Genomic DNA, 23,466 nt, shown 5'->3' with positions numbered 1-23,466 from the left:
TGGCCGAAGCGCTGCTTGGGTGGGCTGAAGCCCACCCAAGCTGGAGCGGCCGGCCCGGCGCATTGATCTCGACTGAACCACCGTAACGAGGTCAACAAAAAGACCCGCCTCACATCGGCGAGGCGGGCCGTCGCTACCGTTTGAGACTAAAACCGCCCGGCCGTAGTGGCACCTTCACTGGGCGTCACGCTGTTGTTGACCCCGCCCTGCCATTGCCGCACCAGCGTCGCGTCCGCCTCGTTGCGGATCAGGCACTTCCATTCCACGTTCTGACCGTCAGGCAGGGCGATGCTGCCCTTCCAGGTCGGATAGCTGCTGGTGTCGGTCAGCCGTACCGCGGAGGCCGGGCTCCAGTTGCCGAGCTGGCTGACGTTGCCCACCGCGTAGACGCTGTCGCCCATCTGCGTCACGCCGTTATCGCAACGGAAATTCACACTGACCAGTCCACCCTCGCCACCGTCATCCCCGCCACCATCGCCCGTGCCGCTGCGCCAGACCCGCACCTGGCCATTGCTGGCATTGACTGCTTCGCTGAAGCTGCCGCTGGCGACCTGCCCGGGATTACCGAGGTCGGAGTTGAGTGCCACTACCAGTGTCTGCTGGGTACCGGCCACGGTGGCGACCAGGCCGCTGTAACCGCTGTGGAAGCTGATCGCCGAATCGGCACGCACACCCGCGGTGCGGCGCACCTGAATCAGCTGGCGGATAAAGTCGCCGTAGCCCCAATCGTACATGTGCGACCAGTACACCACCGGCGTGCCGGGGCTGGTGAGGATGTAGGCGTAGGCCTGGCGGATCAGCCCGTCCTGCAGCGCCCAGTGGTGCTGCCCGCCGTTCTGCCCGGGCGAGTAGCCGGTGTCGTGGTTGTCGACGAAGGTCACCGCCACCTCGCGCCAGCGCGGGTCCGGGTTGCCATTCAGACCGTTCTTCCAGTCGGCGATCGAGCCGTTCTGCATGCGCTCTTTGAGGGCGAAGTCGAACACCGGGCACTTGGCGCGATCGGACCAGTCCTTGATGATCTGCTGCCAGCTGGCGGTGTTGCGCCAGTCCCAGCCCGGGTATTCAGACGGGCCTTTCCACAGTTCGCCGACGCAGAAGCTGTTGTCGGCGCTGTCGGCCATCCAGCTGTCGACCCGCTCCGGCGCGTAGCCGCGGACGAAGTCGAAACGGAAACCGCCGGCACCGTACCCGCTGCGCAGGTTGGCGAATTCGTCGCGGAACATGCCATAGACCTGCGGATGGCCGGTATTGAGGTCCGCATCGCCGCCGATGAAACGATCACCGTCGTCGCAGTCATTGGGGTAGTTGCCCGGGTCGGCGCAGTCGTTGCGCCAGAAGCCCTGGCCGGCCGGCAGGTTGATTTCCTTGTCCGGGTAGCCGCGGTTCATGTGATTGGGCACCACGTCGTAGAGCACCTTCACCCCGGCACCGCCCAGCGCGCCGGCGGCCTGGCGCAGCTGGGCGTCGCTGCCGTAGCGGCCGTTCTTGTTGAAGTCGTGCCAGAAATAGCCCTCACCGCCGCCGGACTTGCTACCGTCGCTCCAGCTGGAGAAGTCACGCCAGGGCACCGGCATCCAGATTGCCGAGAAGCCGTCGGCGGCGATGGTCGAGGCCTGCTGACGGAGGATGTTGTACCAGTCGTTGGGCGCTTCGCGGACGACGTTCCAATGAAAGCCCTGGAGGATGATTTCGTCGCCGCCGTGGTAGCGCACGGCGTTGGGGCTCTTGCCGGCCTGGTCGGCCATTGACTGCAGCGGCAGCGGCAGCAGGATCGCCGCCAATACGGCGGCACGCAGGATATGGCTCATCGCAAAACTCCGGTTCTTGTGCTTGTTCGGGTATCCGACGGCAGGGCCGCCAGATGAGGATGAACGCCGGCCGGGTCTTCGACCGGCACCCGCAGGCTGCCCCTGCAAGTCCCCGTCACCAACCTCCCCCGCCCCGTTGCAGGCGGCGTAGTGGCCAGGCGGAAGGCCCCTGGCAATCATCTGCGCCCCTCTCGTCTCATCCCGCCCCGGGGATTACGCCGTTCTCATCCCTGGTACGCCCTCACCCTGCGCCAACGAAATCCGCTGCCGGGAGGATGCTGCCCCTGGCCCTATCCCCGAGGCTTCTGCCACCGAGCTGCGCCGCCCCTGGCTGGCAGCGACGGCGTGATCGATTCGGCATTAACAAGAAAAACAAGGACCTCGTCATGAAGCACACCGCGCACCCAAGCTTTGCCCGCAAACCCGCCTGCCTGCTCGCCGCCCTGCTGGTCAGCGGCCCGGCCCTGGCGGTCGACTTCCACGGTTACCTGCGCTCGGGCGTCGGCGCCACGGCGGGCGGCGGCGACCAGGCCTGTTTCCAGGCCGCCGGCGCTCCGGCGAAATATCGTCTGGGCAACGAATGCGAAACCTACGCCGAGATCGGCCTCGGCCAGGAGGTGTGGAGCGAAGGCAACCGCAGCTTCTACGTCGACAGCATGATCGCCTACCGCTCCGACCAGGGTAACGACTGGGAAGCCGGCGGCACCGATACCGACGGCGGCGAGAACAACCCCTTTGACGAGGCCGGCACCACCTCCATCCGCCAGTTCAACGTGGTCGGCAAGAACCTCATCCCGAGCCTGCCGGGCGCGGCGATCTGGGCCGGCAAGCGCTACTACAAGCGCCACGACGTGCACATCAACGACTACTACTACTGGGATGTCTCCGGCCCCGGCGCCGGTATCGAGGACATCGACCTGGGCTTCGCCAAGGCCAGCGTGGCGTGGATCCGCAACACTGACGGCGACTGGGTCTATCAGGGCTCGGGCACCGGCACCAACCTGGCCAACGACACCCTCGACTTCCGCCTCGCCGAGATCGACGTCAACCCGGGCGGCAAGCTGGAAATCGGCTACGACTACGGCAAGGCCAACCTCACCGACGAGCAAGAACGCGACCCCGGCTACGAGGACCAGAAAGGTCATCTGGTCACCCTTGAGCACACCCAGAGCGACTGGTTCGGCGGCTACAACAAGCTCGCCCTGCAATACGGCACCGACGGCATCATCGGCAGCAGCGGGCGCAACAGCACCGGTAACAGCGACGGCAAGATGTTCCGCCTGGTCAACCAGGGCGTGGTGGGCCTGAGCGACAACATCGAGATGATGTACGTGCAGATCTACGAGGACCGCGACTTCGACAACGACTCCGGGCAGACCTGGGCCAGCTTCGGCGTGCGCCCGGTGTACAAGTGGAGCGACGTGATGAGCACCGCGCTGGAGTTCGGTTACGACCGGGTCGATCCGCAGGCCGACGGCGAAAGCACCCGCGACCTGAAGAAGCTCACCCTGGCCCAGCAGTGGTCGGCCGGCAACAGCTTCTGGGCGCGCCCGCAGATCCGCGTGTTCGCCACCTACGCCAAATGGGACGGCGGCCGTTACCAGGCGGCCAGCGAGTCCATTGATGCCGGCGACGACGACGGCCTGACCTTCGGCGTGCAGGCCGAAGCCTGGTGGTAAGCCGCAACGTTTAAGTGCCGTCGCGGACCGACCGCGACGGCTCCCCTTCCGCTCCCACCGTCCAGACGGTGCCTTTGCCCCGACGCTGGCAGGTCGGGGCATTTTTTGTTCGGAGAACCACCATGCATCGGATGTTATTTCTTGCCGCCGGGCTAGCCGCCCTGACGGTTGCCGGCTGCAGCAGCGAGCCGTTGCGCCGGGTCGACGCCCTCACTGCCACCCCGGCGCCGCTGCAACATTCGGTCGAGCAGGCGCGTGATGCGCTGGCCGCCGCACCGACCTGCTGCAGCAGTATCGACCAGCTGCCCTTCCAGCCACTCGAGGCCGGTTTCACCGGCGACGTGCTGATCAACACACAGGCGCCGGCCTACAACTTCGAAACCGGCAAGAGCTTCTTGCGCGCCTTCACGCTGCCAGCTGGCGGTCCATCATTCGAGATCCGCCTCTACAGCCAGGCCGGCAGCAGCGTGCTGGCGCCCAACGCCATGCTGCTCGACAGCCGCATGCGTCCGACCCGCCTGCTGGATGGTGACGACTTCGCCTATGTACCGCCGACCGGGCTCAAGGGCGACAGCCTCGACGCGCGCCTGCGCATCGACCGCTCGCAGCCCGATCATCCGGGCAACGAGCGCTACCTGATCCTCTACACCAGCGACGCGCAGATGGCCGGCCAGACCGTGCTGCAGCATCCGGCCAAGGCCTACGCCAAGGCGCTGGGCAACGAGCCGCCGAGCATCCCCGACCCGATGGCGAAGCACTCGCCAGTAGGCGTGATCCGGCTGGTGATGATCCCCGACAGCGCCGCCGGCTCGACCGCCAAGGGCTACGTACCGGGCTACAGCATCGGCCAGGAGATGGGCAACGAACTGCCCGCCGCGCCGGCGACGACGGTGCTGCCGGAGACCTCGGCGTACTACCGCCAGGCGATCGATGCGGCGCTGGCGCAGAAGGACCTCGAACGCGCGCTGCGTCTGGCCGACGAAGCGACGCGAGTGGGTGACAGCGGCGCCAAGGGGTATCTGCTGGAGCGCATCCAGATTAAGTGACCGCACACGGGGCGGCTCGGACGCCCCGACACAACGCAGGATGCAGCGATGACAACTATAAGATCTGCCTTGATCCTCCTGACCATACTTCTCAACACTCCCGCATTGGCGCTAGAGCGCGATGCCCTGACGATCTGGATCAACCAGGACAAGGGCTACAACGCCTTGGGCGAAATCGGCCAGAACTTCAGCAAAGCCAGCGGCATTCCAGTCACCGTCGCCACCCCCGAGGATCTCGCCGTCCAGTTCGACCGGCTGGCGACGACCAGCAAGGGGCCGGACATCGTCATCTTTGCCCATGATCGTTTTGGTTCCTGGATCAACAATGGCCTGCTCGCGCCGGTCACCCCCAGTCCGGAAGCCCTGGCGCGTGCACCAGCCTTCGCCTGGGAAGCGATGACCGTCGGCAATCATTACTACGGTTATCCGCTGGCGACCGAGGTGGTCGGCCTGATCTATAACCGCGACCTTGTGCCCGAGCCACCCAGCAGCCTGGCGGAGGTCGAGGCGCTGGACCGGAGACTACGTGCCGAGGGCAAGCGCGCCATCGAATGGGACTACCGCAACCTCTACTTCTCCTGGCCGATCATCGCCGGCAGCGGCGGCTACAGCCTGAAGAAAACGAACGGCATCTACGACCTTTCTGACATCGGCCTGAACACCCCCGGCGCCATCGAGGGCATGGAGTCGATCAAGCGCTTGCTCGACAACCAGACCCTGGACTCCGGCGCTACTTACCAGAGCATGATGGAGGGCTTCAAGGCGGGACGTACGGCGATGATCATCAACGGCCCCTGGGCCTGGAACGAAGTACGTCAGGCCGATATCCGCTTCGGCATCGCCGACATTCCCACCGCCGACCCAGCACGCAAAGGCAAGCCGTTTGTTGGCGTACTCGCTGCTGCGATCAACAGCAACAGCCCGAACAAGGCCGCGGCCCATCGCTTCATTGAGGACTACCTGACCAGCCCTGATGGCCTGGCGCGGATCCACGCAGAAAAGCCTCTGGGCGCAGTGGCCAACCTGGCGCTGATGGAGCGTCTGCGTCACGACCCGCTGATAGCGCACACGTATGCCTCGGCACAGGCGGGCGAAATCATGCCGGACATCCCAGAGATGAAGCGCTTCTGGGCGCTGGTCACGCCGCGGATGGAGCCGATGCTCAACGGTCAAAAACCCATTGCGGAAACCCTTACCCATATTGCTGAACGACTGGCAAAGGGAGCTCAGATGCAGTCATGGCGCCGCCGCCACTACCCCTTGAGCCCTGATGTGGCCGAGCAGAAATAACGCATGGCCAATGTTGGAGGATGGTTTGCGCACGGGGCGAGGCTCGATTAGCCGCCCCAAGTTCGCTCAACCCCATCAGCCCTCGCTGCAGTAGGGCTGCAGACCGGCCGAGCGGCGATACGCTTCGCGAAGGCGATGATCATCCGCTACGGCGCCAGCGTTCCGATACGACGCACATCGTGCATCTCTCTTTGCGATCACGACTGGGTCAGCTGCTTGTACAGCTGCGGCAGGCGGAACGGCAGCTGTTGCGGCTCCTTGATCAGGGTGTAGCCGTTGGCGCCGAACATGTACGGCAGATAGTCACCGGCTTCGCGGTCGATGGTGATGCAGAACGGCAGCAGACCCTGCTTGCGCGCTTCCATGACGGCCTGGCGGGTATCTTCGACGCCGTAACGGCCTTCATAGAGGTCCAGATCGTTCGGCTTGCCGTCGGTGACCAGCAGCAACAGCTTGCGCCGCTGCTTGCAGTTGCCAAGCAGCTCGGTGGCCTGGCGGATGGCCGCACCCATGCGGGTGTAATAGCCGGGCTTGAGCGCCTGGATACGGCCGCGGGTTTCATCGCCATAGGGCTGGCGGAAGCTCTTCAGCTCCTGCATGCGCACCTGCTGGCGACGCAGCGAGGAGAAGCCGTACAGCGCGAACGGGTCGCCAACCGCCGACAGTGCTTCGCCGAACAGCAGCAGGCTGTCGATGACCACATCGATCACGCGGTGCTCGTTGTCCAGGTGCGCGTCGGTGGACATGGACAGGTCGGCCAGCAGCAGGCAGGCCAGGTCGCGGCGATTCTGCCGTTGTTCCATAAACAGGCCACGTTCGGCACACTGGCCGTTCTGCCGCTCGACGTGAAAATCGAGCCAGGCCTGCATGTCCAGCTCCGAGCCCTGGGGTTGCTGGCGCAGCCACTGGCGGTCGTTGCGCAGGTGTTCGAACTGCCGACGCAAACGCCGCGCCAGCGGCGACAGGTGCAGCGGCAACGGCTTGGCCTCGGCGCCGCGGGGCAGCATCAGCTGCAGGTTGACGAAATCCTTCTGCAGGCACTGCTTGCGATAGTCCCACTCGGGCAGCTTGATGCCTTCACCCAACGGCACATCGTCAAAATCCGCGGCCGGCAGGTCCAGATCGAGCTTGAGGCCGCCGCCCTGGCGCATGCGCTGACGGGACAGCGCAAGCTCGTCGAGATCCTCGGCGACGCGGGCCGCGTCGAGGTCTTCGGTGTCGTCGCCGCAGCGATCCAGTTCGATGTGCTCGGACCAGCTGAACAGGTTCTCCAGCCGGAACAACAACAGGCCACCCTTGCTGGAGCTCTCGTCCACTCGCCGTGCGCGCTTGCGCTGACGCGATTCGCCGCCGGGCGGGGTTTCCAGATTGCCCTCGCCCTCTTCGGCGCGCTGGGCGGCCTGGGGTTCACCAAGATTGTCGGCCGGATACAGCCACAGCGGCAGCGGCCAGGGCGCGCGCTCGCTGCGTGGAAACTGGCTGACACTGCCCGGCTCGCGCAGGGCCTGGCACAGCGCCGCTTCCAGCGCGGCCTCGGCCTTGGGCAGCTGGCTCGGGTCCGGGCGCAGCTGCAGATGGGCTTCGACCAGACGCTGATAGCGCGGGCGCATGGCCGGAAAATGTTCAAGGATTGCCTGCGTCCAGCGCTGGTTGTCGCGCGCCCAGTGGCGCATCGGCCCGGCCTGCGCGGCGAGCAGCGCCAGCCAGCGATACAGATCCTGGTTCAGCGAGACTTCCGGATAGACCGCCAGGCTTTGCGGCAGCCGCAGGTTGCTGGCGTCGCACCAGGCCACCGGCAGTTGCTTGCAGGTCCCGGCGACCTGTTGCAGCAGGTTGCGCCTGAGCAGCAGATCACGCGCGCTGGCGGCTTCTACGCCGACCCCGCTGGCGCCACCCATGGCGCGGAACAGCAGCGACAGCGGCCGCTGCATGCTCTCGAGCTCGACCCGTGCTTCCGGAAAATCCGGGTTGGCGCGACGGGTGATGAAGCGGTGCCAGACACTACCGACCCACTCTTCCACTTCGATGGTAAAGGCCATGGCGGTTACTCCGTGCAGGCACTGAAAAAGCAAAACGGCCCGCTGTTACCAGTCGGGCCGTCGATCCTCATTGCGACTTGTCTCAGGCCGCGGCGGCAGCTGCTACGACCGGTACCCGACCGCGCTGGCGGAAGCTGTACAGGTAGCAGACCAGGCCGATCAGGAAGAACACCCCGGCGATCAGGCGCAGCCAGAAGAAGATGGCCAGCTGGTCAGCGGTGTTCATGAACGACATGGCAGCGCCATCGGCAGGGATCCGCTGCAGCCACACCTGCACCACGCCTGCTGCGGTGAGGAACAGGGTGATCGCGACCATGGAGATGGTCATCAGCCAGAAGCCCCAGACTTCGATGCGCTGAGCACGTGCATCCGGTGCTTCGCCCAGGCCACGCAGACGCGGCATGGCGTAGCTGATCATGGTCATCACGATCATCGCGTAGGCACCGTAGAAGGCCAGGTGGCCGTGTGCGGCAGTCAGCTGCGAACCGTGGGTGTAGTAGTTCACCGGAGCCAGGGTGTGCAGGAAGCCCCACACGCCGGCACCGAGGAAGGCAGTCACGGTGGTGCCGATGGCCCACAGCGAAGCGGCCTTGTTCGGATGCTCGCGGCGACGACGGTTAACCATGTTCAGCGAGAACAGCACCATGGCGAAGAACGGCAGCGGTTCCAGGGCGGAGAAGATCGAGCCCAGCCACAGCCACACGGTCGGTGCGCCGATCCAGAAGAAGTGGTGACCCGTACCGATGATGCCGGTGATCAGAGCCATGGCGATGATCACGTACAGCCACTTCTCGACCACTTCGCGGTCCACGCCGGTGATCTTGATCAGGACGAAGGCCAGCATCGAACCCATGATCAGTTCCCACACGCCTTCCACCCACAGGTGCACGACGAACCACCAGTAGTACTTGTCGCGTGCCAGGTTCTCGGGGTTGTAGAAGGAGAACAGGAAGAACACCGCGAGGCCGATCAGGCCGGTCATCATCACCGTGCTGACCACGGTCTTGCGACCCTTGAGCATGGTCATGCCGACGTTGTAGAGGAAGCCCAGGGCCACCACCACGATGCCGATCTTGGTGATCGTCGGCTGCTCGAGGAACTCGCGTCCCATGGTCGGCAGCAGTTCGTTCTTGGTCATTTCCGCCAGCCCGGCATAGGGCACGAAGAGATAACCGAGAATGGTCAGCACGCCGGCCGCGGCGAACACCCAGAACAGGATGATGGCCAGTTTCGGACTGTGCAGTTCGCGGTCCGCTTCCTCGGGAATGAGGTAGTAGGCCGCACCCATGAAGCCGAACAGCAACCAGACGATCAGCAGGTTGGTGTGAACCATCCGTGCCACGTTGAAGGGCAGCAGCGGGAACAGGAAGTCACCGATGACGTACTGCAGCCCCATGATCAGACCGAACAGGATCTGACCGACGAACAGGATCAGTGCAAACACGAAGTAGGGTTTGGCAACGGCCTGCGATTGGAATTTGAGATGCGGATTGATGATGCTCATCTCGTGGCCCCTCCAGTGAAATCGGAAACAAAGACGTCCATCAATCAACCCTCCCTGTTTGGCGGCCAGTTGTTGGTATCGATCTTCGAAGTCCACTTGAGGAACTCCGCCATATCGTCAACTTGCTGTTCGGTCAGATTGAACTGGGGCATCGCACGACGACCGGGGGCGCCGAGTGGCTGGGCCTTCATCCAGGCGTGCAGGAAGGGCTTGAAGGCCTCTTCACCACCACGACGGACGAACACGTTGCCCAACTCCGGCGCGAAGTAGGCGCCTTCACCGAGCAGGCTGTGGCAGCCGATGCAGTTGTTGTTTTCCCAGACTGCCTTGCCGCGTACTACCGCTTCGGTCATTTCCGATTCGTTCGTGCGTTCGGGGAAAGTCTGCTCTGTGTGGTAGGTAAGACCGAGGAACACCAGGAAGAAGAACACGCTTCCTCCGAAGTAGATATTCCTGGCCATACCCTTGGTGAAGGTCTCGGACATGGTCGCCTCCTCATGGCTTGGCGTGGCCAGTTTAAGAAGGGGGCTATCGAAACCTGCTTGATGGCAATCAAGAAAAACCTGAACGTGGCAGTAGGGCTTTCTGGAGACCCTGCCGGAGGGGCGCAAAGCCAGACGCCACGGAGGCTGCGGCGCGCTGCGGGTCACTGGCCTGCATTTTCGGCGGGGTGACCGTGGCTATATGAGTGGCCCGCGCGGCGATCGCACGCAGGCACTGCCGACACCCTGATGGGCGCCGGCAGGCCGAGAGTCAGGCGCGGCGTTGAGTCGCCAGGCGCAGGCCGGTCTTCTTCAGAATGCGGCTGGACACCAGCATCTCGTTGGCCCGGCAGGCGTTGCCCAGCAGCGCACGAATCTGGTTGCGGTAGGCCTCGATATCACTGGCATCACGCCCATGCACCATGGCGAACAGGTTGTATGGCCAGCCCTCCTGCCGTGGTCGGCGATAGCAGTGACTGACGAAAGGCTGGGCACCGATCAGCGCGCCCAGTCGCGCGATCTCGGCATCGTCGACGTCCCACACGGTCATGCCGTTGTGCCGATAGCCGAGGCGGTAGTGGTTGGGTATCGCCGCGATACGCCGGATCGCGCCGTCCGCCTGCAGCCGCTGCAGCAGCGCCAGGGTGGCGTCGACGTCGATGCCCAGCTCCCCGGCGAGCCAGGCCCAGGGATCGGCCACCAGCGGCAGCCCGGCCTCAGTCAGTTCGATCAGGCGGCGGGTCAGGCCATCGTCAGACGGGGAAGTGCAAACCGACATGGAAGGTTTCCTCTTTCGGCAGATTCAGCACCGCCAGGCCGGTATCGGCCTCAATGCGGGCGATGCTCTCGGCGATGCCCTGCGGGGTCTCGCAACCGAGCACGAACCACATGTTCCAGCGGTGTTCGCGGCGGTAGTTGTGTGCCACTTCGGGCATCGCCTCCAGCTGCGCGGCAACCTCGTCGAACCGCGCCTCCGGCACCGACAGCGCGGCCAGGGTAAAGGCGCCGCCAAGCCGGTCGATGTCGAACATCGGCCCGAAGCGGGTCAGCGTGCCGTCGTCGAGCAATGCCTGGACCCGCTCGCGCAGGGCCTCGGACGTGCTGCCCAGCTCTTCAGCCAGCGCTTCCCAGGGGTGGCGCACCAGCGGCAGGCCATGCTGCAAACGATTGATCAACAGCCGGTCGAATTCATCCATTGGCGACCTCGAGCAGCGGCGGTGCAAAACGGCCACCGCACTGCTTGAAGGCCCGCGTGCTGAACAGCAGCTGATGCGGTACATCGCTCAGACCGTTGTCCGCCAGCAGGCGCTCGATCAGCTGGCAGACCTGCTCGCGCTCGCGGCCATGGACCATGCAGAACAGGTTGTAGGGCCACTGCGGCAGACGCCGCGGGCGCTGGTAACAGAGATTGACTCCGGCAGCCTGGCCAAGACGTCGCCCGACTTCGTCGACCTGCGCGTCGGGGATGTCCATCACCAGCATGGCGTTGGCGCGAAAGCCCAGCGCGCGGTGCTTGAGCACCAGGCCGAAGCGGCGGAACAGGCCTTCTTCCTGCCAGCGTTGAATCTGCTCCAGCACCCGCTCCTCGACGCTGCCGATCTGTTCGGCGAGCCGCTGGTAAGGCCGCGCGGCCAGCGGCAGGCCGCCCTCGAGCAGGCGGCGCAGCTGCAGCGCCTGCAGGTCATTAAGACAACCGGTCATGATGGATCTCCCAGCGGGAAGCCGAGGTCGATGCGAAAGGCCTGCTGCATCGGCAGGTCGAGGGGGGTCAGCCCGGTGTCGGCCTCGATTTCGGCCAGCAGCCGGTCGATGTGTGGCCGATCCGGCCCGGTCAGCACGAACCAGAGGTTGTAGCGGTGCTCGCGCAGGTAGTTGTGGTTGACCTCGGGAAACGCATTGATGCGCGCCGCGACCTGCTCCAGCCGCGCCGCGGGTACGGCCAGCGCGACCAGGGTGCTGGCGCCGGCACGGCTGTGCTCGAACACCGGCCCGATGCGCGACAGGCCACCGCCCTCGTGCAGTTGTTCGAGACAGGCGAGCACCTCCTCCTCGCTGCAGCCAAGCTCGTCGGCCATGGCACGGTAGGGCTCGGCGCACAGCGGCATGCCGTGCTGGTAGCGGTCGATCAGGCGGCGACTGAGGGCGTCGATGTGCATGTCACAACCCCGTCTCGTGGGCGCGACTGCTGAAGAAGATGCCGCTCGGACTCTGCGCCGGCAGTCGCTTGAGCAGCTTCAGGGTGTAGGGGTCCCAGACCTGGATTTCCTCGCCATCGCGCACCGACAGCCAGAGCTGATCGCCGCGGGCGGTGAACTCCATGTGCAGCACGGCCGGGCCCGGTTCCAGATCGGCGATGACCTCGTGGGTCTCGCTGTCGATGACCTGGACCTTGCCGTTGTCGGGGTGGGCGAAGTTGACCCAGATTTGCCGCGCGTCAGGTCGTGCCATGACGAAGATCGGCTGACCGGCAACGTCGATGGCGTCGGTCTGCTGCCACTTCTCGGAATCCATCACCAGCACACGATGCTGGCCGACGGCGGGGACAAAGGTCTGGTTGCCGGCCACGGTCCAGCCTTCCAGGTGCGGCATCTTGTAGACCGGCAGTTTCTGCTGGCCGCGGCCATAACCATCGAGAATGCGCTCGACGCCACGCTCGGGATGCCAGAGGTCGATCTTGGCCATGCCGTCCTCGCCGAACAGGCCGGCGATGTAATAGCGCCCTTCAGGAGTCAGCAGCGCATCGTAGGGTTGGCGGCCGATACCCTCGAAACGGGTGATCTGCGGCTGGTTGCCCTGGCTGAAATCCAGCAGCCAGGTTTCATCGGTATCGAACAGGCTGTAGATGAAGCGCCGGCCGGGCACGTCGATCACACCGACCACCCGCGAATTGCGGCTGCCGTCGGCCAGCGGCGTCGCCGGTATGTCGGCGACCAGCTCCAGGGTCTTGGCATCGAATACCTTCACCCCGCCCGGCTCGTAGTTGCCGACCGCGATCAGCGTGCCGTCCTGGCTGATGGCGCCACCGATGCTGTTGCCACCCTGGATGACGCGACGATCGATGCGCTGGCGCAGCAGGTCGACCTTGGTCAGCCCGCCGTCGCGGCCGAATACGTAGGCGTAACGCTGATCGCGGGAAAACACCACCGAGGCATGGGACAGGTCGCCCAGGCCCTCGATGCGGGCGAGCTGGCTCTGGTTGCTGCTCTCGATGATCTGCAGGCTACCGGTGGCGCGCTCCACCACCACCCCGAGGTCACCGGTGCCGCGCAGCGGTTGCTGTGCACAGGCCGCGAGCAGACCGGCCGCAGCGAGCAGCAGAAAAGGACGAATCATGGCTTGGGATATCCTTCGAGCAGGCGGTCAACCAGGTAGGCGATGTCCTGCTCGTCGAGCAGGGCATTCCAGCCGGGCATGGCCGTACCGGGGCGGCCGTGGGTAACGGTGGCGATCAGACTGTCACGGGGTTTGCCGGCTAGCGCCTCGCGGGTGAGCGCGGGGCCAAGACCGCCGGTCATGCGCAGGCCATGGCAGGAGCCACAGTCCTGAAGCAGCAGATGGTCGAGCTTCGCATGGCGTTCGGCAGTGGGGGCCGCGGCCAGGGTGGTGGGAATCAGGAGGAAGGACGCCAGGGCGAGCCCCAAACGCGATACTACTTGGCGGGACTGAATCATGACGTCCTCCTGGGGTGTTACTTCTGGCTAAGAACCCACTCGGCGAGGGTCTTGGCTTCCTCTTCGGTGACCGGGTTTGGCGGCATCGGGATCGGACCCCATACGCCCTGGCTGCCGTTCTTGATGTGGCCGGCCAGCAGATCGGCAGCGCCGTCCTGCCCTGCGTACTTGGCGGCGACTTCCTTGAACGCCGGGCCTACCAGCTTGGCGTCGATGCTATGGCACGCGGCGCAAGGCTTGCTCTTGAACAGCGCTTCGCCGTCCTGTGCGAACGCCGGCTGCAGGGCCAGCGCGCCGCCAAGGGCGAGCAATGGGAGCAGAATTTTTTTCATGAGTACTTCCTCAAGGCTAATCGGGGGCGGATCTTGAGGCCCGCCCCCAGGTGGACTCAGTAAACGTCGTACTGAGTGTTGTGGACGTTAAATTTACCGGTTGGGGTAATCAACCTTTTGTCCTTGATCACTGTTTTGAGTTCTAGCGTCTTGTCATCTACGACAACAATCGCGGACTCCTCTTCCTGACCATTCCAGACCGAGAACCAGACTTCGTCGCCCGCCTCGTTGTACTCCGGCTGCACCACGCGCTGGGCCCCGCCTTTCAGGCCGGACCACTCGCCGATGGGCAGCACCTTGTAGCCTCCCTCCAGATTGCTGATGTCGAAGACTGCAGCGGACTGGCTGATCTTGGCGTCCGGGTGGAAGGTGGTATCCAGGTACAGGTGCTTGGACTTCGGATGGGTCTTGATGAACAGCGAACCGCCACCTTGGCCCTTCAGAGTCTCGACCACTTTCCAGGCGTTCTTCGGATGCTTGTCCGGGTCGGTGCCAATCAGCGAGATGGTCTCGTCGCCCAGGTGGCTGGTTGCCCATACCGGTCCGAATTTCGGATGCACGAAGTTGGCGCCACGGCCTGGGTGCGGAATCTTGCCGACATCGACCAGCGCGGCCATCTTGCGCTCTTTCGAGTCGATCACCGCAACTTTGTTGGAGTTGTTCGCTGCCGTCATGAAGTAGCGGTGGCTCACGTCCCAGCCGCCGTCATGCAGGAACGGTGCGGTGCCGATCATTGTGGTGGTCAGGTTGTTGATGTCTTCGTAGTTGACCAGCAGGACCTTGCCGGTCTCCTTGACGTTGACGATGAACTCGGGATGTTCGTGGGAGGCGATGATCGCCGCGACGCGCGGTTCCGGGTGGTATTCCTGGGTACCGACGGTCATGCCGCGGGTGGAGACGATCTGCAGCGGCTCGAGGGTCTCGCCATCCATGATGGTGAACTGTGGCGGCCAGTAGTCGCCGGCGATCACGTACTTGTCCTCGTAGCCCTTGTACTTCGAAGTTTCAACCGAGCGGGCCTCGATGCCGACCTTGATTTCAGCGACCTTGACCGGCTCCTTGCCCCACAGGTCGATCATGTCGATTTTGGCATCGCGACCGATGACCAGCAGGTAACGACCCGAAGCGGACATGCGCGAGATATGCACTGCATAACCGGTGTCGATGGTCTTGACGATCTTCTTGCTGTCACCGTCGACGAGGGCGATCTTGCCGTCGTCACGCAGGGTGACGGAGAACAGGTTCGGCAAGTTCAGCTTGTTCATCTGCTTTTTCGGCCGATCTTCCGGCTTGACCAGCACGTTCCAGGAATTCTTCATCTCCTTCATCCCCCACTCGGGCGGGGTCGGCGGAGTGTGCTGGATGTACTTGGCCATCAGCGTGATCTGGTCCTTGGTCAGCGCGTTGGACGTCCCCCAGTTCGGCATACCGGCAGGCGAACCATAGGTGATCAGCGCTTCCAGATAGGCCTGGCCACGCTCCTGGGTGATGTCAGGCGTCAGCGGCTTGCCGGTCGCGCCCTTGCGCAGCACACCGTGACAGCCGGCGCAGCGCTGGAAGTAGATTTCCTTGGCCTGCTCGAACTCGGCGGAGGTGAGGTCCGGTGCGCCCGGTGAATGCACGACCTGTGCACTGGCCGGATCGACTGCCGACGCTTGCCCCTTATAGGCAGCCTCGGCTTTGTCTTCCGGATTGTTCTGTGCCTGAGCAATGCCCAGAGCGAGTAACGAGAAGCCGGCGACGAATCCAGCCAGTAGTGGTTTTTTCATGCTGTTTCTCCTCTGGAAACGCGGGATGCGCTTCCTGCTCAGGTGACGGCGGTACGGCAGATCCAGTTGTTGTTGATGCACGGGCATCCTATGAGAGCGGCTTTGCGGGTCCGCTTGACGACAATCAAGAGATCCCTCCTCACCCCCTGAGCGTGACGCCTTGTCGCGGGCAAACCTTGCGCTGGGTCTCGCTCCGCCACGCATCCGCAGCGGGCTTGATCGCAATCAAGCTTTGCCGGCAGGCTGCTTGAGCGGCCGGACCCGCATCGGTAGCGTGGCGATCGAGATAACCAACTGCTGCCGTGAGGTATTGCCTGTGAATGCGCTCGAGATCCCAACCGCCGCCGGCACACCGGATGCCCCGTTCTATCAACCACTGGGCAACGAGGAGCAGTTGTTCCAGCAGGCCTGGCAGCACGGCATGCCGGTGCTGATCAAGGGCCCGACCGGCTGCGGCAAGACGCGCTTCGTGCAGCACATGGCGCACCGGCTGAACCTGCCGCTGTACACCGTGGCCTGTCATGACGACCTCTCCGCCGCCGACCTGGTCGGCCGTCATCTGATCGGCGCCCAGGGCACCTGGTGGCAGGACGGACCGCTGACCCGCGCCGTGCGCGAAGGCGGCATCTGCTACCTGGACGAAGTGGTCGAGGCGCGCCAGGACACCGCCGTGGTGTTGCATCCGCTGGCCGACGATCGCCGCGAGCTGTTCATCGAGCGCACCGGCGAGGCGCTGAAGGCGCCGCCGGGCTTCATGCTGGTGGTGTCCTACAACCCCGGTTACCAGAACCTGCTCAAGGGCATGAAGCCAAGCACCCGCCAGCGCTTCGTGGCGATGCGCTTCGACTATCCGCCAGCCGCCGAGGAAGAGCGCATCGTCGCCAACGAGGCGCAGGTCGATGCCGCGCTCGCCGCCCAAGTGGTCAAGCTTGGCCAGGCACTGCGTCGGCTGGAGCAGCACGATCTGGAGGAAGTCGCCTCGACCCGCCTGCTGATCTTCACCGCACGCATGATCCGCTCCGGCATGACGCCGCGGCAGGCCTGCCTGGCGTGCCTCGCCGAGCCGCTGTCGGATGACCCGCAGACGGTCGCCGCGCTGATGGATGTGGTCGATGTCCACTTCGGCTGAACACGTCGCCCAGCCGTCCCGGCGCCTGCCGGGTGACCTGGCGATGTGGTTTTTCATCCTCGCCGAGCTGACGGTGTTCGCCATCCTGATCCTGGCGTTCGCGGTCACCCAGATGTTCAACCCCCAGCTGTTCGGCGAAAGCCGCGCGGCACTGGACAGCTCCATCGGCCTGGCACTGACCCTGAGCCTGTTGACCTCCGGCCTGCTCGCCGCGCTGGCAGTGGAACAGGTCCGTCAGGCGCGGCAGGGTCGTGCCGCGTTGCTGCTGCTCGCGGCGCTGGCCTCGGCGTGCGTCTATGTGGTGCTCAAGCTCAACGAGTATGGCCACCTGGCCGGGCTCGGCCTGGGGATGGAGCACAACACCTTCTTCACCCTGTACTGGATTCTCACCGGCTTTCATTTCCTCCACGTGCTGCTGGGCATGGTGATTCTCGGCTGGCTGGCCGAGCGTTGCCGGCGCGGTGCCTACCGCACGGACGCGCACAGCGGGCTGGAATCCGGGGTGCTCTACTGGCACATGGTGGATCTGGTCTGGGTGCTGCTGTTCCCGCTGGTCTACGTGCTGAACTGACGAGGTCGTCATGTCCGCTTCCAAGTTGCTGGTCGCCTGCTGGCTCGGCCTGGCCGCGCTTTCGGTCTCCACCGTCGTGCTCGGCAGTGCCGGCGCCACCCTGGCACTGACGGCAGGCGTTCTGCTGGCCGCCTTCGGCAAGGCCTGGCTGATCACCGATGGCTTCATGGAACTGCGCCATGCCCCGCCAGCCTGGCGCCTGCTGCTGCTCGGCTGGCCGTTGCTGATGGCCATCGGCGTGCTGCTGACGCTGCTCTGACCAGCGGTACGGCCTGCCCGCCCGGCACCAATAGCCCTGCAACTTTTATTGTTTCTGATCAAGGTCAGCCCTACCTCGCTCGGTGATCCTGCCACTCAAGAGTTGGACGCGCGAGACGGCGCGCCCGGTGTCACACGCTGCCGAAGCGGAGCCGACCATGTTGAGAATCAGCCATTACCTGCGCGCCCTGGCCCGGCCGGCCACCAAGGTGCTCGGTGCCCGCAGCGCCAGCGGCAAGCGCCCCCCCGTGGTGATCTGGAACCTGCTGCGCCGTTGCAACCTGACCTGCAAGCACTGCTACGCCACCTCCGCCGACAGCGAGTTCCGCGACGAGCTGGACACCGTCGAGGCGCTGAAGGTGATCGATGACCTGCACGAAGCCGGTGTGCGCGTGCTGATCCTCTCCGGCGGCGAGCCGCTGCTGCGGGCCGACATCTTCCAGCTCGCCGATTACGCCCGCGATAGGGGCTTCTTCGTTGCGCTGTCGACCAACGGCACGCTGATCGACGAGAGCAACATCGAACGTATCGCCGCCGCGCAGTTCGACTACGTCGGCATCAGCATCGACGGTCTGGAGGCGGTGCACGACGAGTGGCGCCAGCTCAAGGGCAGCTTCGCCGCGTCCATGCATGCCATCGACCTGTGCCGCCAGCGCGACATCCGCGTCGGCCTGCGCACCACCCTGACGCAGAACAACTACCCGCAGCTGCCAGCCCTGCTGGCGCTGATGCGCGAACACGACGTGCAGAAGTTCTACCTCTCGCACCTCAACTACAGCGGCCGCGGCAAGCGCAGCCGCAAGGCCGACGCCCATCACCAGATGACCCGCGACGCCATGCGCCAGCTCTTCGAGCAGGCCTGGGACGACGTCCAGCACGGCCGCGAGACCGATTTCGTCAGCGGCAACAACGACGCCGACGCGGTCCTGCTGCTGCAGTGGGTCGAGCAGCGCCTGCCGGAACATCGCGAGCGCCTGGAAGGCATGCTGCGCGCCTGGGGCGGCAACGCCTCGGGCAGCGGCATCGCCAACATCGACAACATCGGCGACGTGCACCCGGACACCTACTGGTGGCAGCACACCGTCGGCAACGTGCGCCGGCAGCGCTTCAGCGACATCTGGCTGAACGAGCCGGCGCCGCTGCTGCAGGAGCTGCGCCAACACCCGCGTGCGGTTGGCGGCCGTTGTGCCGACTGCCGCTGGCTGTCGATCTGCAACGGCAACACCCGCACCCGCGCCTGGGCGCGGGGCGATCTCTGGGCCGAAGACCCAGGCTGCTACCTCTCCGATGAGGAGATCGGCCTGCCCGCCGTCGAGCGCATTCCCAGCATCGCCATCTGACCGATCGAGCGGCCGACCAAGCGCCGCAGCAACGCACTCCGTAAGCCCGATGAGAATTCAGGAGCACCGCATGGACCAGCCACTCACACTTCCCGCCTCGCTGAGCGCGGCGTTCGCCCCGGGCGAGGTCGCTCTGGTCGGTGCCGGTCCGGGCGATCCCGGGCTGCTCACCTTGCGCGCCTGGAGCCTGCTGCAACAGGCCGACGCGGTGGTCTACGACCGCCTGGTCAGCGACGGCCTGATGGCCCTGCTGCCTGCCGCCTGCAGTCGCCATTACGTCGGCAAGACCAGCGGCTACCACAGCCTGCCGCAACCGGAGATCAACCAGCTGCTGGCCGACCTGGCCCTGCAGAACAAGCGCGTGGTACGACTCAAGGGCGGCGACCCGTTCATCTTCGGTCGCGGCGCCGAGGAGCTCGAATTCCTTCTGCAGCGCGGCATCGACTGCCAGGTGGTGCCAGGCATCACCGCCGCGGCCGGTTGCAGCGCCTACGCCGGCATCCCGCTGACCCATCGCGACCTGGCGCATTCCTGCCAGTTCATCACCGGCCACCTGCAGAGCAACGGCGAACTGCACCTGCCGTGGGAAGCACTGGCACAGGGCGGCCAGACCCTGGTGTTCTACATGGGCCTGGCCAGCCTCGGCGAGATCTCGCGCAACCTGATCGCCGCCGGCCTGCCGGTGGATACCCCCGCCGCGCTGATCGGCAACGGCACCCGCGAGAACCAGCAGGTGGTGCGCTGCACGCTGCGCCAGCTGCCGAGCATGGCCGACCAGCAGCATCTCACCCCGCCGACCCTGACCGTGATCGGTCGGGTGGTGGGCCTGTTCGCAGATCGTCAGGTTCAGCACCCGGCGCGGCTGCAGGGTGATCCAGCCGCGCAATCGGAGGCCCTATGCAACTGATACCCAGCCTGCTGCTGGCCGCCGCCTTGCCGGCAGCCACCTTTGTCGCCCTCGACCTGGCCATCCCGCGGGCCGAGGCGGCGACCCCGCCAGCCGAAAGTCAGGCACTCTACGAACAGCACTGCCAGAGCTGCCATGGCGTCAACCGGCTCGGCGGCACCGGCCCCGCGCTGCTGCCGGAAAGCCTCAGCCGCATCAAGCCGGCCGAAGCCCAGGCGGTGATCCGCGACGGTCGCCCGGCGAGCCAGATGGGCGCCTACTCCCAGGTGCTGAACGACGCGCAGATCGCCGGGCTGGTCGACTATCTGTACCAGCCCTCAGCCGTGCCGCCGACCTGGAGCGACGCCGACATCCGTGCCAGCCACCGCATTCTCAAGGACGTCGCCACGCTGCCGACGACCCCGCAGCACGGCGCCGATCCGCTCAACCTGTTTGTCGTGGTGGAAGCCGGCAATCACCATGTGCGGGTGCTGGATGGTGACCGTTTCGAGGAACTGGCCAACTTCCAGTCGCACTTCGCCCTGCACGGCGGGCCGAAGTTCTCGCCGGATGGCCGCTTCGTCTACTTCGCCTCCCGCGACGGCTGGGTCAGCGTCTACGACCTGCACAACCTGAGCATGATCGCCGAGGTTCGCGCCGGGCTGAACACGCGCAACCTGGCGGTCAGCAACGATGGCCGCTGGGTGCTGGTGGGCAACTACCTGCCGGGCAATCTGGTGCTGCTCGATGCCCGCGACCTGTCGCTGGTCAAGCACATCCCCACCGTCGGCCAGGATGGCACGCCGTCACGGGTCAGCGCCGTATACACCGCTCCGCCGCGCGACAGCTTCGTGGTCGCGCTGAAGGACGTAAAAGAGGCCTGGGAGCTCTCCTACGCCGGCGAGCCGACCTTCGAACCCCGGCGCATCGAGGCCGCCGACTTCCTCGACGACTTCTCCTTCACCCCCGACTACCGCCACCTGCTGGCCACCTCGCGCAAGGCCCACGGCGGCCAGGTGATCGACCTGGATACCGGCAAGGCGGTCACCGATATCCCGCTGCCAGGCATGCCGCACCTGGGCTCGGGTATCTACTGGAAACGCGACGGCAAGTGGGTGTTCGCCACGCCCAACGTCAGTAAGGGGCTGATCTCGGTGCTGGACCTGGAAACCTGGAAGCTGATCAAGGAGATTCCCACCGAAGGCCCAGGCTTCTTCATGCGCAGCCAAGCCAACTCGCCCTACGCCTGGACCGACGTGTTCTTCGGCCCGAACAACGACGCCGTGCACCTCATCGACAAGCAGACCCTGGAAGTCGCCCACACCCTGCGCCCGATGCCGGGCAAGAACGCCGCCCACGTCGAGTTCACCAACGACGGCCGCTACGCCCTGCTCAGCGTCTGGGACACCGACGGCGCCCTGCTCGTCTACGACGCCAAGACGCTGGAGGAGGTTAAACGCATCCCGATGAACAAGCCCTCCGGCAAGTACAACGTCGGCAACAAGATCGAGTTCGCCGAAGGCACCTCGCACTGATCGTGAGCGGATCGCCCACCGATTCAAGGTGGGCGCCCCCACGACGGTCACAACCCCCTACAATCATCGGTACCGTCACGTTCACTGCATTTAAGGTCGACCATGGATATTGATCTCGCCCGCACCTTTCTCGAGATCATTCGCAGCGGCAGCTTCATCGCCACGGCCGAGCGCCTGCACATCACCCAGACGGCCGTCACCGCGCGCATACAGAACCTGGAAAACCAGCTGAGCTGCCGGCTGTTCGTGCGCAATCGCGCCGGGGCGCGGCTGACGGCCGATGGCGAGCGCTTTGCCGCCTATGCCCGCCAGCTGGTGCAGACCTGGGAGGCCGCGCGGCGCGACCTGCCGCTGCCACGCGGTTATGGCGAACTGCTCACGCTCGGCGCCGAGGTGAGCCTGTGCAACCCGCTGATGCTGGCCTGGGTCCAGCGGCTGCGGCAAGCGCTGCCGGGCCACGCCGTGCGACTGGAAGTGGGCAGCGGCGAAGAGCTGCAGAAGAAGCTCGACCTCGGCGTGCTCGACGCCGCGCTGGTACACCAGCCGGAGTACCTGCCCGGTCTGCAGGTCGAACAGCTGCTGGAGGAAAAGCTGATCCAGGTGGTGCAGGCGCAGAATCCAACGCCGTATCTGTACGTGGATTGGGGGCCGGCATTTCGCAAGCAGCATAACCAGGCGCTGCCGGAATACACCCGCGCCGCGCTGTCATTCAGCCTCGGGCCGCTGGCCTTGCAGTATCTGGTGCAATGCGGCGGCCGCGGCTACTTTCGCACCCGCGTGGTCCAGCGCTATCTGGAAGAAGGGGTTCTCAAGCGAGTGGAGCAGGCGCCGGAGTTCAGCTATCCGGTCTACCTGGTGCATGCACGCGCCAGCGAATCGCCCGCGTTGCTCAAGGCCGTCGAGCTGCTGCGCGAAGTAGCCCTCGACGATTACGACTGGTCACGCTGGTACTACGATATCTGAGCGTCGCGCCGGACTCGTGGCCACTCAGTCCGGCAGCTGCTTGAGCCAGTTACGGTACAGCGCGGCGATCAGATCCGTCTGGGTAATCATGCCGACCAGCCGCTGTTGCGCATCGACCACCGGCAGGCAGTGCAGGCCGCGATCCGAGAGTAGATAAACCAGTTCGACCATGTGCGTATCGGCGGTCACCGAGACTACTGGCGAACTCATGATCGCGCGTAGCTTGGTGCCGCGCAGGAAGTTCAGCTGACCGAAACTGAGCCGCCCGGGCCGCGGGTGGAAGTGCTTGAGCAGGTCCACCTGGGTGACGATGCCGACCAGCCGATGGTCGTCGCCCTGCACCACCGGCAGCGAGCGCAGCCGGTGCACCTGCAGGGTCTGCCAGGCCTGCTCGATGAAGGTATCCGGCGTGTGCCAGTACAGATCGCGTGACATCACGTGCGCCGCGGTGATCTCGCCCATGCTGCGCCGCAGGGCGTGCTTCTCGGTCTGCTTGATCAGTCGTTCGAGGTCGTCACGGGTGACGTCGACATACTCGCCGAATTCCTGCAGCGCCCGGTCAACGTCGTCATGGGTGAAGCTCATGCGCTCGCCCGGCGGCAGGTCGCGGGTGTGATGACTGTTCTCGCGGCTCAGCCGCGGCTTCGGATAGGGATGCCCGGTCAGGTTGTTGTAGACCAGCGCGACCGTCACCAGGAGCGCCGAATAGAACAGCACTGGCCCGACCAGCGCGTAACCCAGCTGATGCAGCTCCGGGCTGCCCACCGCCGCCACCAGCGCCAGCGCGATGCTCGGCGGATGCAGGCAGCGCAGATAGAACAGACAGAGCAGCGACAGGCAAGCCGCCAGCGCCAGCGAGGCGATACTGGGCAAGCCGCTCATGCCCAGACTGATGCCGATCAGCGCCGCCAGCAGATTGCCAACCAGAACCGCCCATGGCTGGGCGAACGGGCTGGACGAGGCGACGAACACCAGCACCGCCGAGGCGCCGGCTGGCCCCATGATCTGCAGGGTCAACGAACTGCCGACCAGCATGTAGCCGCTGCAGAACACCAGCGGCATGACGATGGCGACGCCGAGGGCGGCGCGCAACCACTCCTTCGGCGAAGCATTCAGCGGGGCGGGAAGGAACGAGCGAATCCAGAGGGCGAAAGAGTCGTGCAT

General features: G+C 65.2%; 23 protein-coding genes. 10 read left to right on the top strand and 13 right to left on the bottom strand.

Features of this window, described 5'->3' with window-relative positions:
* Positions 1 to 146 precede the first annotated feature (146 nt).
* Positions 147 to 1,808 carry a glucan 1,4-alpha-maltotetraohydrolase gene (mta, locus tag CW305_RS23035; RefSeq protein ID WP_104099099.1) on the bottom strand — a complete coding sequence of 554 codons (1,662 nt, stop codon included), beginning with the start codon at positions 1,806 to 1,808 and terminating at the stop codon, positions 147 to 149.
* A gap of 386 nt (positions 1,809 to 2,194) precedes the next feature.
* Between mta and CW305_RS23025 the strand changes: the two genes are divergently transcribed.
* From CW305_RS23025 to malE, 3 genes are all read left to right on the top strand, one after another.
* Positions 2,195 to 3,487 carry a maltoporin gene (locus tag CW305_RS23025; protein ID WP_104099098.1) on the top strand — a complete coding sequence of 431 codons (1,293 nt, stop codon included), beginning with the start codon at positions 2,195 to 2,197 and terminating at the stop codon, positions 3,485 to 3,487.
* Positions 3,488 to 3,609: 122 nt separating this feature from the next.
* Positions 3,610 to 4,533, top strand: coding sequence for a MalM family protein (locus CW305_RS23020; RefSeq protein WP_104099097.1), 924 nt, complete (start codon positions 3,610 to 3,612; stop codon positions 4,531 to 4,533).
* A 48-nt stretch (positions 4,534 to 4,581) separates the two neighbouring features.
* Positions 4,582 to 5,823 (top strand): maltose/maltodextrin ABC transporter substrate-binding protein MalE, encoded by a 1,242-nt coding sequence (malE, locus tag CW305_RS23015; RefSeq protein WP_031298088.1) that lies wholly within the window; start codon positions 4,582 to 4,584, stop codon positions 5,821 to 5,823.
* A 197-nt stretch (positions 5,824 to 6,020) separates the two neighbouring features.
* Here malE and CW305_RS23010 read toward each other — a convergent pair whose 3' ends face one another.
* The 11 genes from CW305_RS23010 to CW305_RS22960 form a co-directional block, all read right to left on the bottom strand.
* The gene (locus CW305_RS23010) at positions 6,021 to 7,862 is read right to left on the bottom strand and encodes a nitric oxide reductase activation protein NorD (RefSeq protein ID WP_014819182.1); all 1,842 of its coding nucleotides are present in this window, start codon (positions 7,860 to 7,862) and stop codon (positions 6,021 to 6,023) included.
* An 82-nt stretch (positions 7,863 to 7,944) separates the two neighbouring features.
* A complete protein-coding gene (locus tag CW305_RS23005; RefSeq protein WP_014819181.1) occupies positions 7,945 to 9,366 on the bottom strand; it encodes a cbb3-type cytochrome c oxidase subunit I in 1,422 nt (473 codons plus the stop codon).
* 44 nt (positions 9,367 to 9,410) lie between these two features.
* On the bottom strand, positions 9,411 to 9,851 hold the full coding sequence (locus tag CW305_RS23000; protein ID WP_014819180.1) for a c-type cytochrome: 441 nt from the start codon (positions 9,849 to 9,851) through the stop codon (positions 9,411 to 9,413).
* 268 nt (positions 9,852 to 10,119) lie between these two features.
* Positions 10,120 to 10,626 carry a siroheme decarboxylase subunit beta gene (gene ahbB, locus CW305_RS22995; RefSeq protein ID WP_014819179.1) on the bottom strand — a complete coding sequence of 169 codons (507 nt, stop codon included), beginning with the start codon at positions 10,624 to 10,626 and terminating at the stop codon, positions 10,120 to 10,122.
* Positions 10,601 to 11,044: an Lrp/AsnC family transcriptional regulator gene (locus CW305_RS22990; RefSeq protein WP_014819178.1), complete on the bottom strand. Its 444-nt coding sequence runs from the start codon at positions 11,042 to 11,044 to the stop codon at positions 10,601 to 10,603. Before CW305_RS22990 ends, ahbB (CW305_RS22995) begins: the two co-directional genes overlap by 26 nt.
* The gene (ahbB, locus tag CW305_RS22985) at positions 11,037 to 11,549 is read right to left on the bottom strand and encodes a siroheme decarboxylase subunit beta (protein WP_014819177.1); all 513 of its coding nucleotides are present in this window, start codon (positions 11,547 to 11,549) and stop codon (positions 11,037 to 11,039) included. The genes CW305_RS22990 and ahbB (CW305_RS22985) overlap by 8 nt, the downstream gene beginning before the upstream one ends.
* Positions 11,546 to 12,004 carry an Lrp/AsnC family transcriptional regulator gene (locus CW305_RS22980; protein WP_023446219.1) on the bottom strand — a complete coding sequence of 153 codons (459 nt, stop codon included), beginning with the start codon at positions 12,002 to 12,004 and terminating at the stop codon, positions 11,546 to 11,548. The genes ahbB (CW305_RS22985) and CW305_RS22980 overlap by 4 nt, the downstream gene beginning before the upstream one ends.
* A 1-nt stretch (position 12,005) precedes the next feature.
* Positions 12,006 to 13,181, bottom strand: a complete 1,176-nt coding sequence (locus CW305_RS22975) for a cytochrome D1 domain-containing protein (protein WP_104099096.1) — start codon at positions 13,179 to 13,181, stop codon at positions 12,006 to 12,008.
* A complete protein-coding gene (locus tag CW305_RS22970) occupies positions 13,178 to 13,519 on the bottom strand; it encodes a c-type cytochrome (RefSeq protein ID WP_104099095.1) in 342 nt (113 codons plus the stop codon). Before CW305_RS22970 ends, CW305_RS22975 begins: the two co-directional genes overlap by 4 nt.
* Before the next feature lie 17 nt (positions 13,520 to 13,536).
* Complete coding sequence (locus tag CW305_RS22965; protein ID WP_104099094.1) at positions 13,537 to 13,851, bottom strand: c-type cytochrome; 315 nt, start codon at positions 13,849 to 13,851, stop codon at positions 13,537 to 13,539.
* 56 nt (positions 13,852 to 13,907) lie between these two features.
* Complete coding sequence (locus tag CW305_RS22960) at positions 13,908 to 15,620, bottom strand: nitrite reductase (protein ID WP_104099093.1); 1,713 nt, start codon at positions 15,618 to 15,620, stop codon at positions 13,908 to 13,910.
* A 316-nt stretch (positions 15,621 to 15,936) separates the two neighbouring features.
* Between CW305_RS22960 and CW305_RS22955 the strand changes: the two genes are divergently transcribed.
* The 7 genes from CW305_RS22955 to CW305_RS22925 all read left to right on the top strand — a co-directional run bounded on the left by CW305_RS22955 (position 15,937) and on the right by CW305_RS22925 (position 22,302).
* Positions 15,937 to 16,749 (top strand): CbbQ/NirQ/NorQ/GpvN family protein, encoded by an 813-nt coding sequence (locus CW305_RS22955; RefSeq protein ID WP_041771999.1) that lies wholly within the window; start codon positions 15,937 to 15,939, stop codon positions 16,747 to 16,749.
* The gene (locus CW305_RS22950) at positions 16,733 to 17,320 is read left to right on the top strand and encodes a cytochrome c oxidase subunit 3 (RefSeq protein WP_104099092.1); all 588 of its coding nucleotides are present in this window, start codon (positions 16,733 to 16,735) and stop codon (positions 17,318 to 17,320) included. The genes CW305_RS22955 and CW305_RS22950 overlap by 17 nt, the downstream gene beginning before the upstream one ends.
* 10 nt (positions 17,321 to 17,330) lie before the next feature.
* Positions 17,331 to 17,579, top strand: a complete 249-nt coding sequence (locus CW305_RS22945; RefSeq protein WP_013983984.1) for a cytochrome C oxidase subunit IV family protein — start codon at positions 17,331 to 17,333, stop codon at positions 17,577 to 17,579.
* 157 nt (positions 17,580 to 17,736) lie between these two features.
* Positions 17,737 to 18,918, top strand: coding sequence for a heme d1 biosynthesis radical SAM protein NirJ (gene nirJ, locus CW305_RS22940; RefSeq protein ID WP_104099091.1), 1,182 nt, complete (start codon positions 17,737 to 17,739; stop codon positions 18,916 to 18,918).
* Between the two features lie 70 nt (positions 18,919 to 18,988).
* On the top strand, positions 18,989 to 19,825 hold the full coding sequence (gene cobA / locus CW305_RS22935) for a uroporphyrinogen-III C-methyltransferase (protein ID WP_104099090.1): 837 nt from the start codon (positions 18,989 to 18,991) through the stop codon (positions 19,823 to 19,825).
* Positions 19,816 to 21,339, top strand: coding sequence for a nitrite reductase (locus CW305_RS22930; protein ID WP_104099089.1), 1,524 nt, complete (start codon positions 19,816 to 19,818; stop codon positions 21,337 to 21,339). Before cobA ends, CW305_RS22930 begins: the two co-directional genes overlap by 10 nt.
* Before the next feature lie 102 nt (positions 21,340 to 21,441).
* Positions 21,442 to 22,302 (top strand): LysR family transcriptional regulator, encoded by an 861-nt coding sequence (locus CW305_RS22925; RefSeq protein WP_014819165.1) that lies wholly within the window; start codon positions 21,442 to 21,444, stop codon positions 22,300 to 22,302.
* Positions 22,303 to 22,326: 24 nt separating this feature from the next.
* On the opposite strand, the gene CW305_RS22920 is transcribed toward CW305_RS22925, so the two are convergent.
* The gene (locus tag CW305_RS22920) at positions 22,327 to 23,466 is read right to left on the bottom strand and encodes an HPP family protein (RefSeq protein ID WP_014819164.1); all 1,140 of its coding nucleotides are present in this window, start codon (positions 23,464 to 23,466) and stop codon (positions 22,327 to 22,329) included.

The sequence above is a fragment of the Stutzerimonas kunmingensis genome (assembly GCF_002929225.1).
Classification (GTDB): Bacteria; Pseudomonadota; Gammaproteobacteria; order Pseudomonadales; family Pseudomonadaceae; genus Stutzerimonas.
Note: the sequence above shows the minus strand (reverse complement) of the source record. Positions and strands in the feature narration are given on the sequence as shown.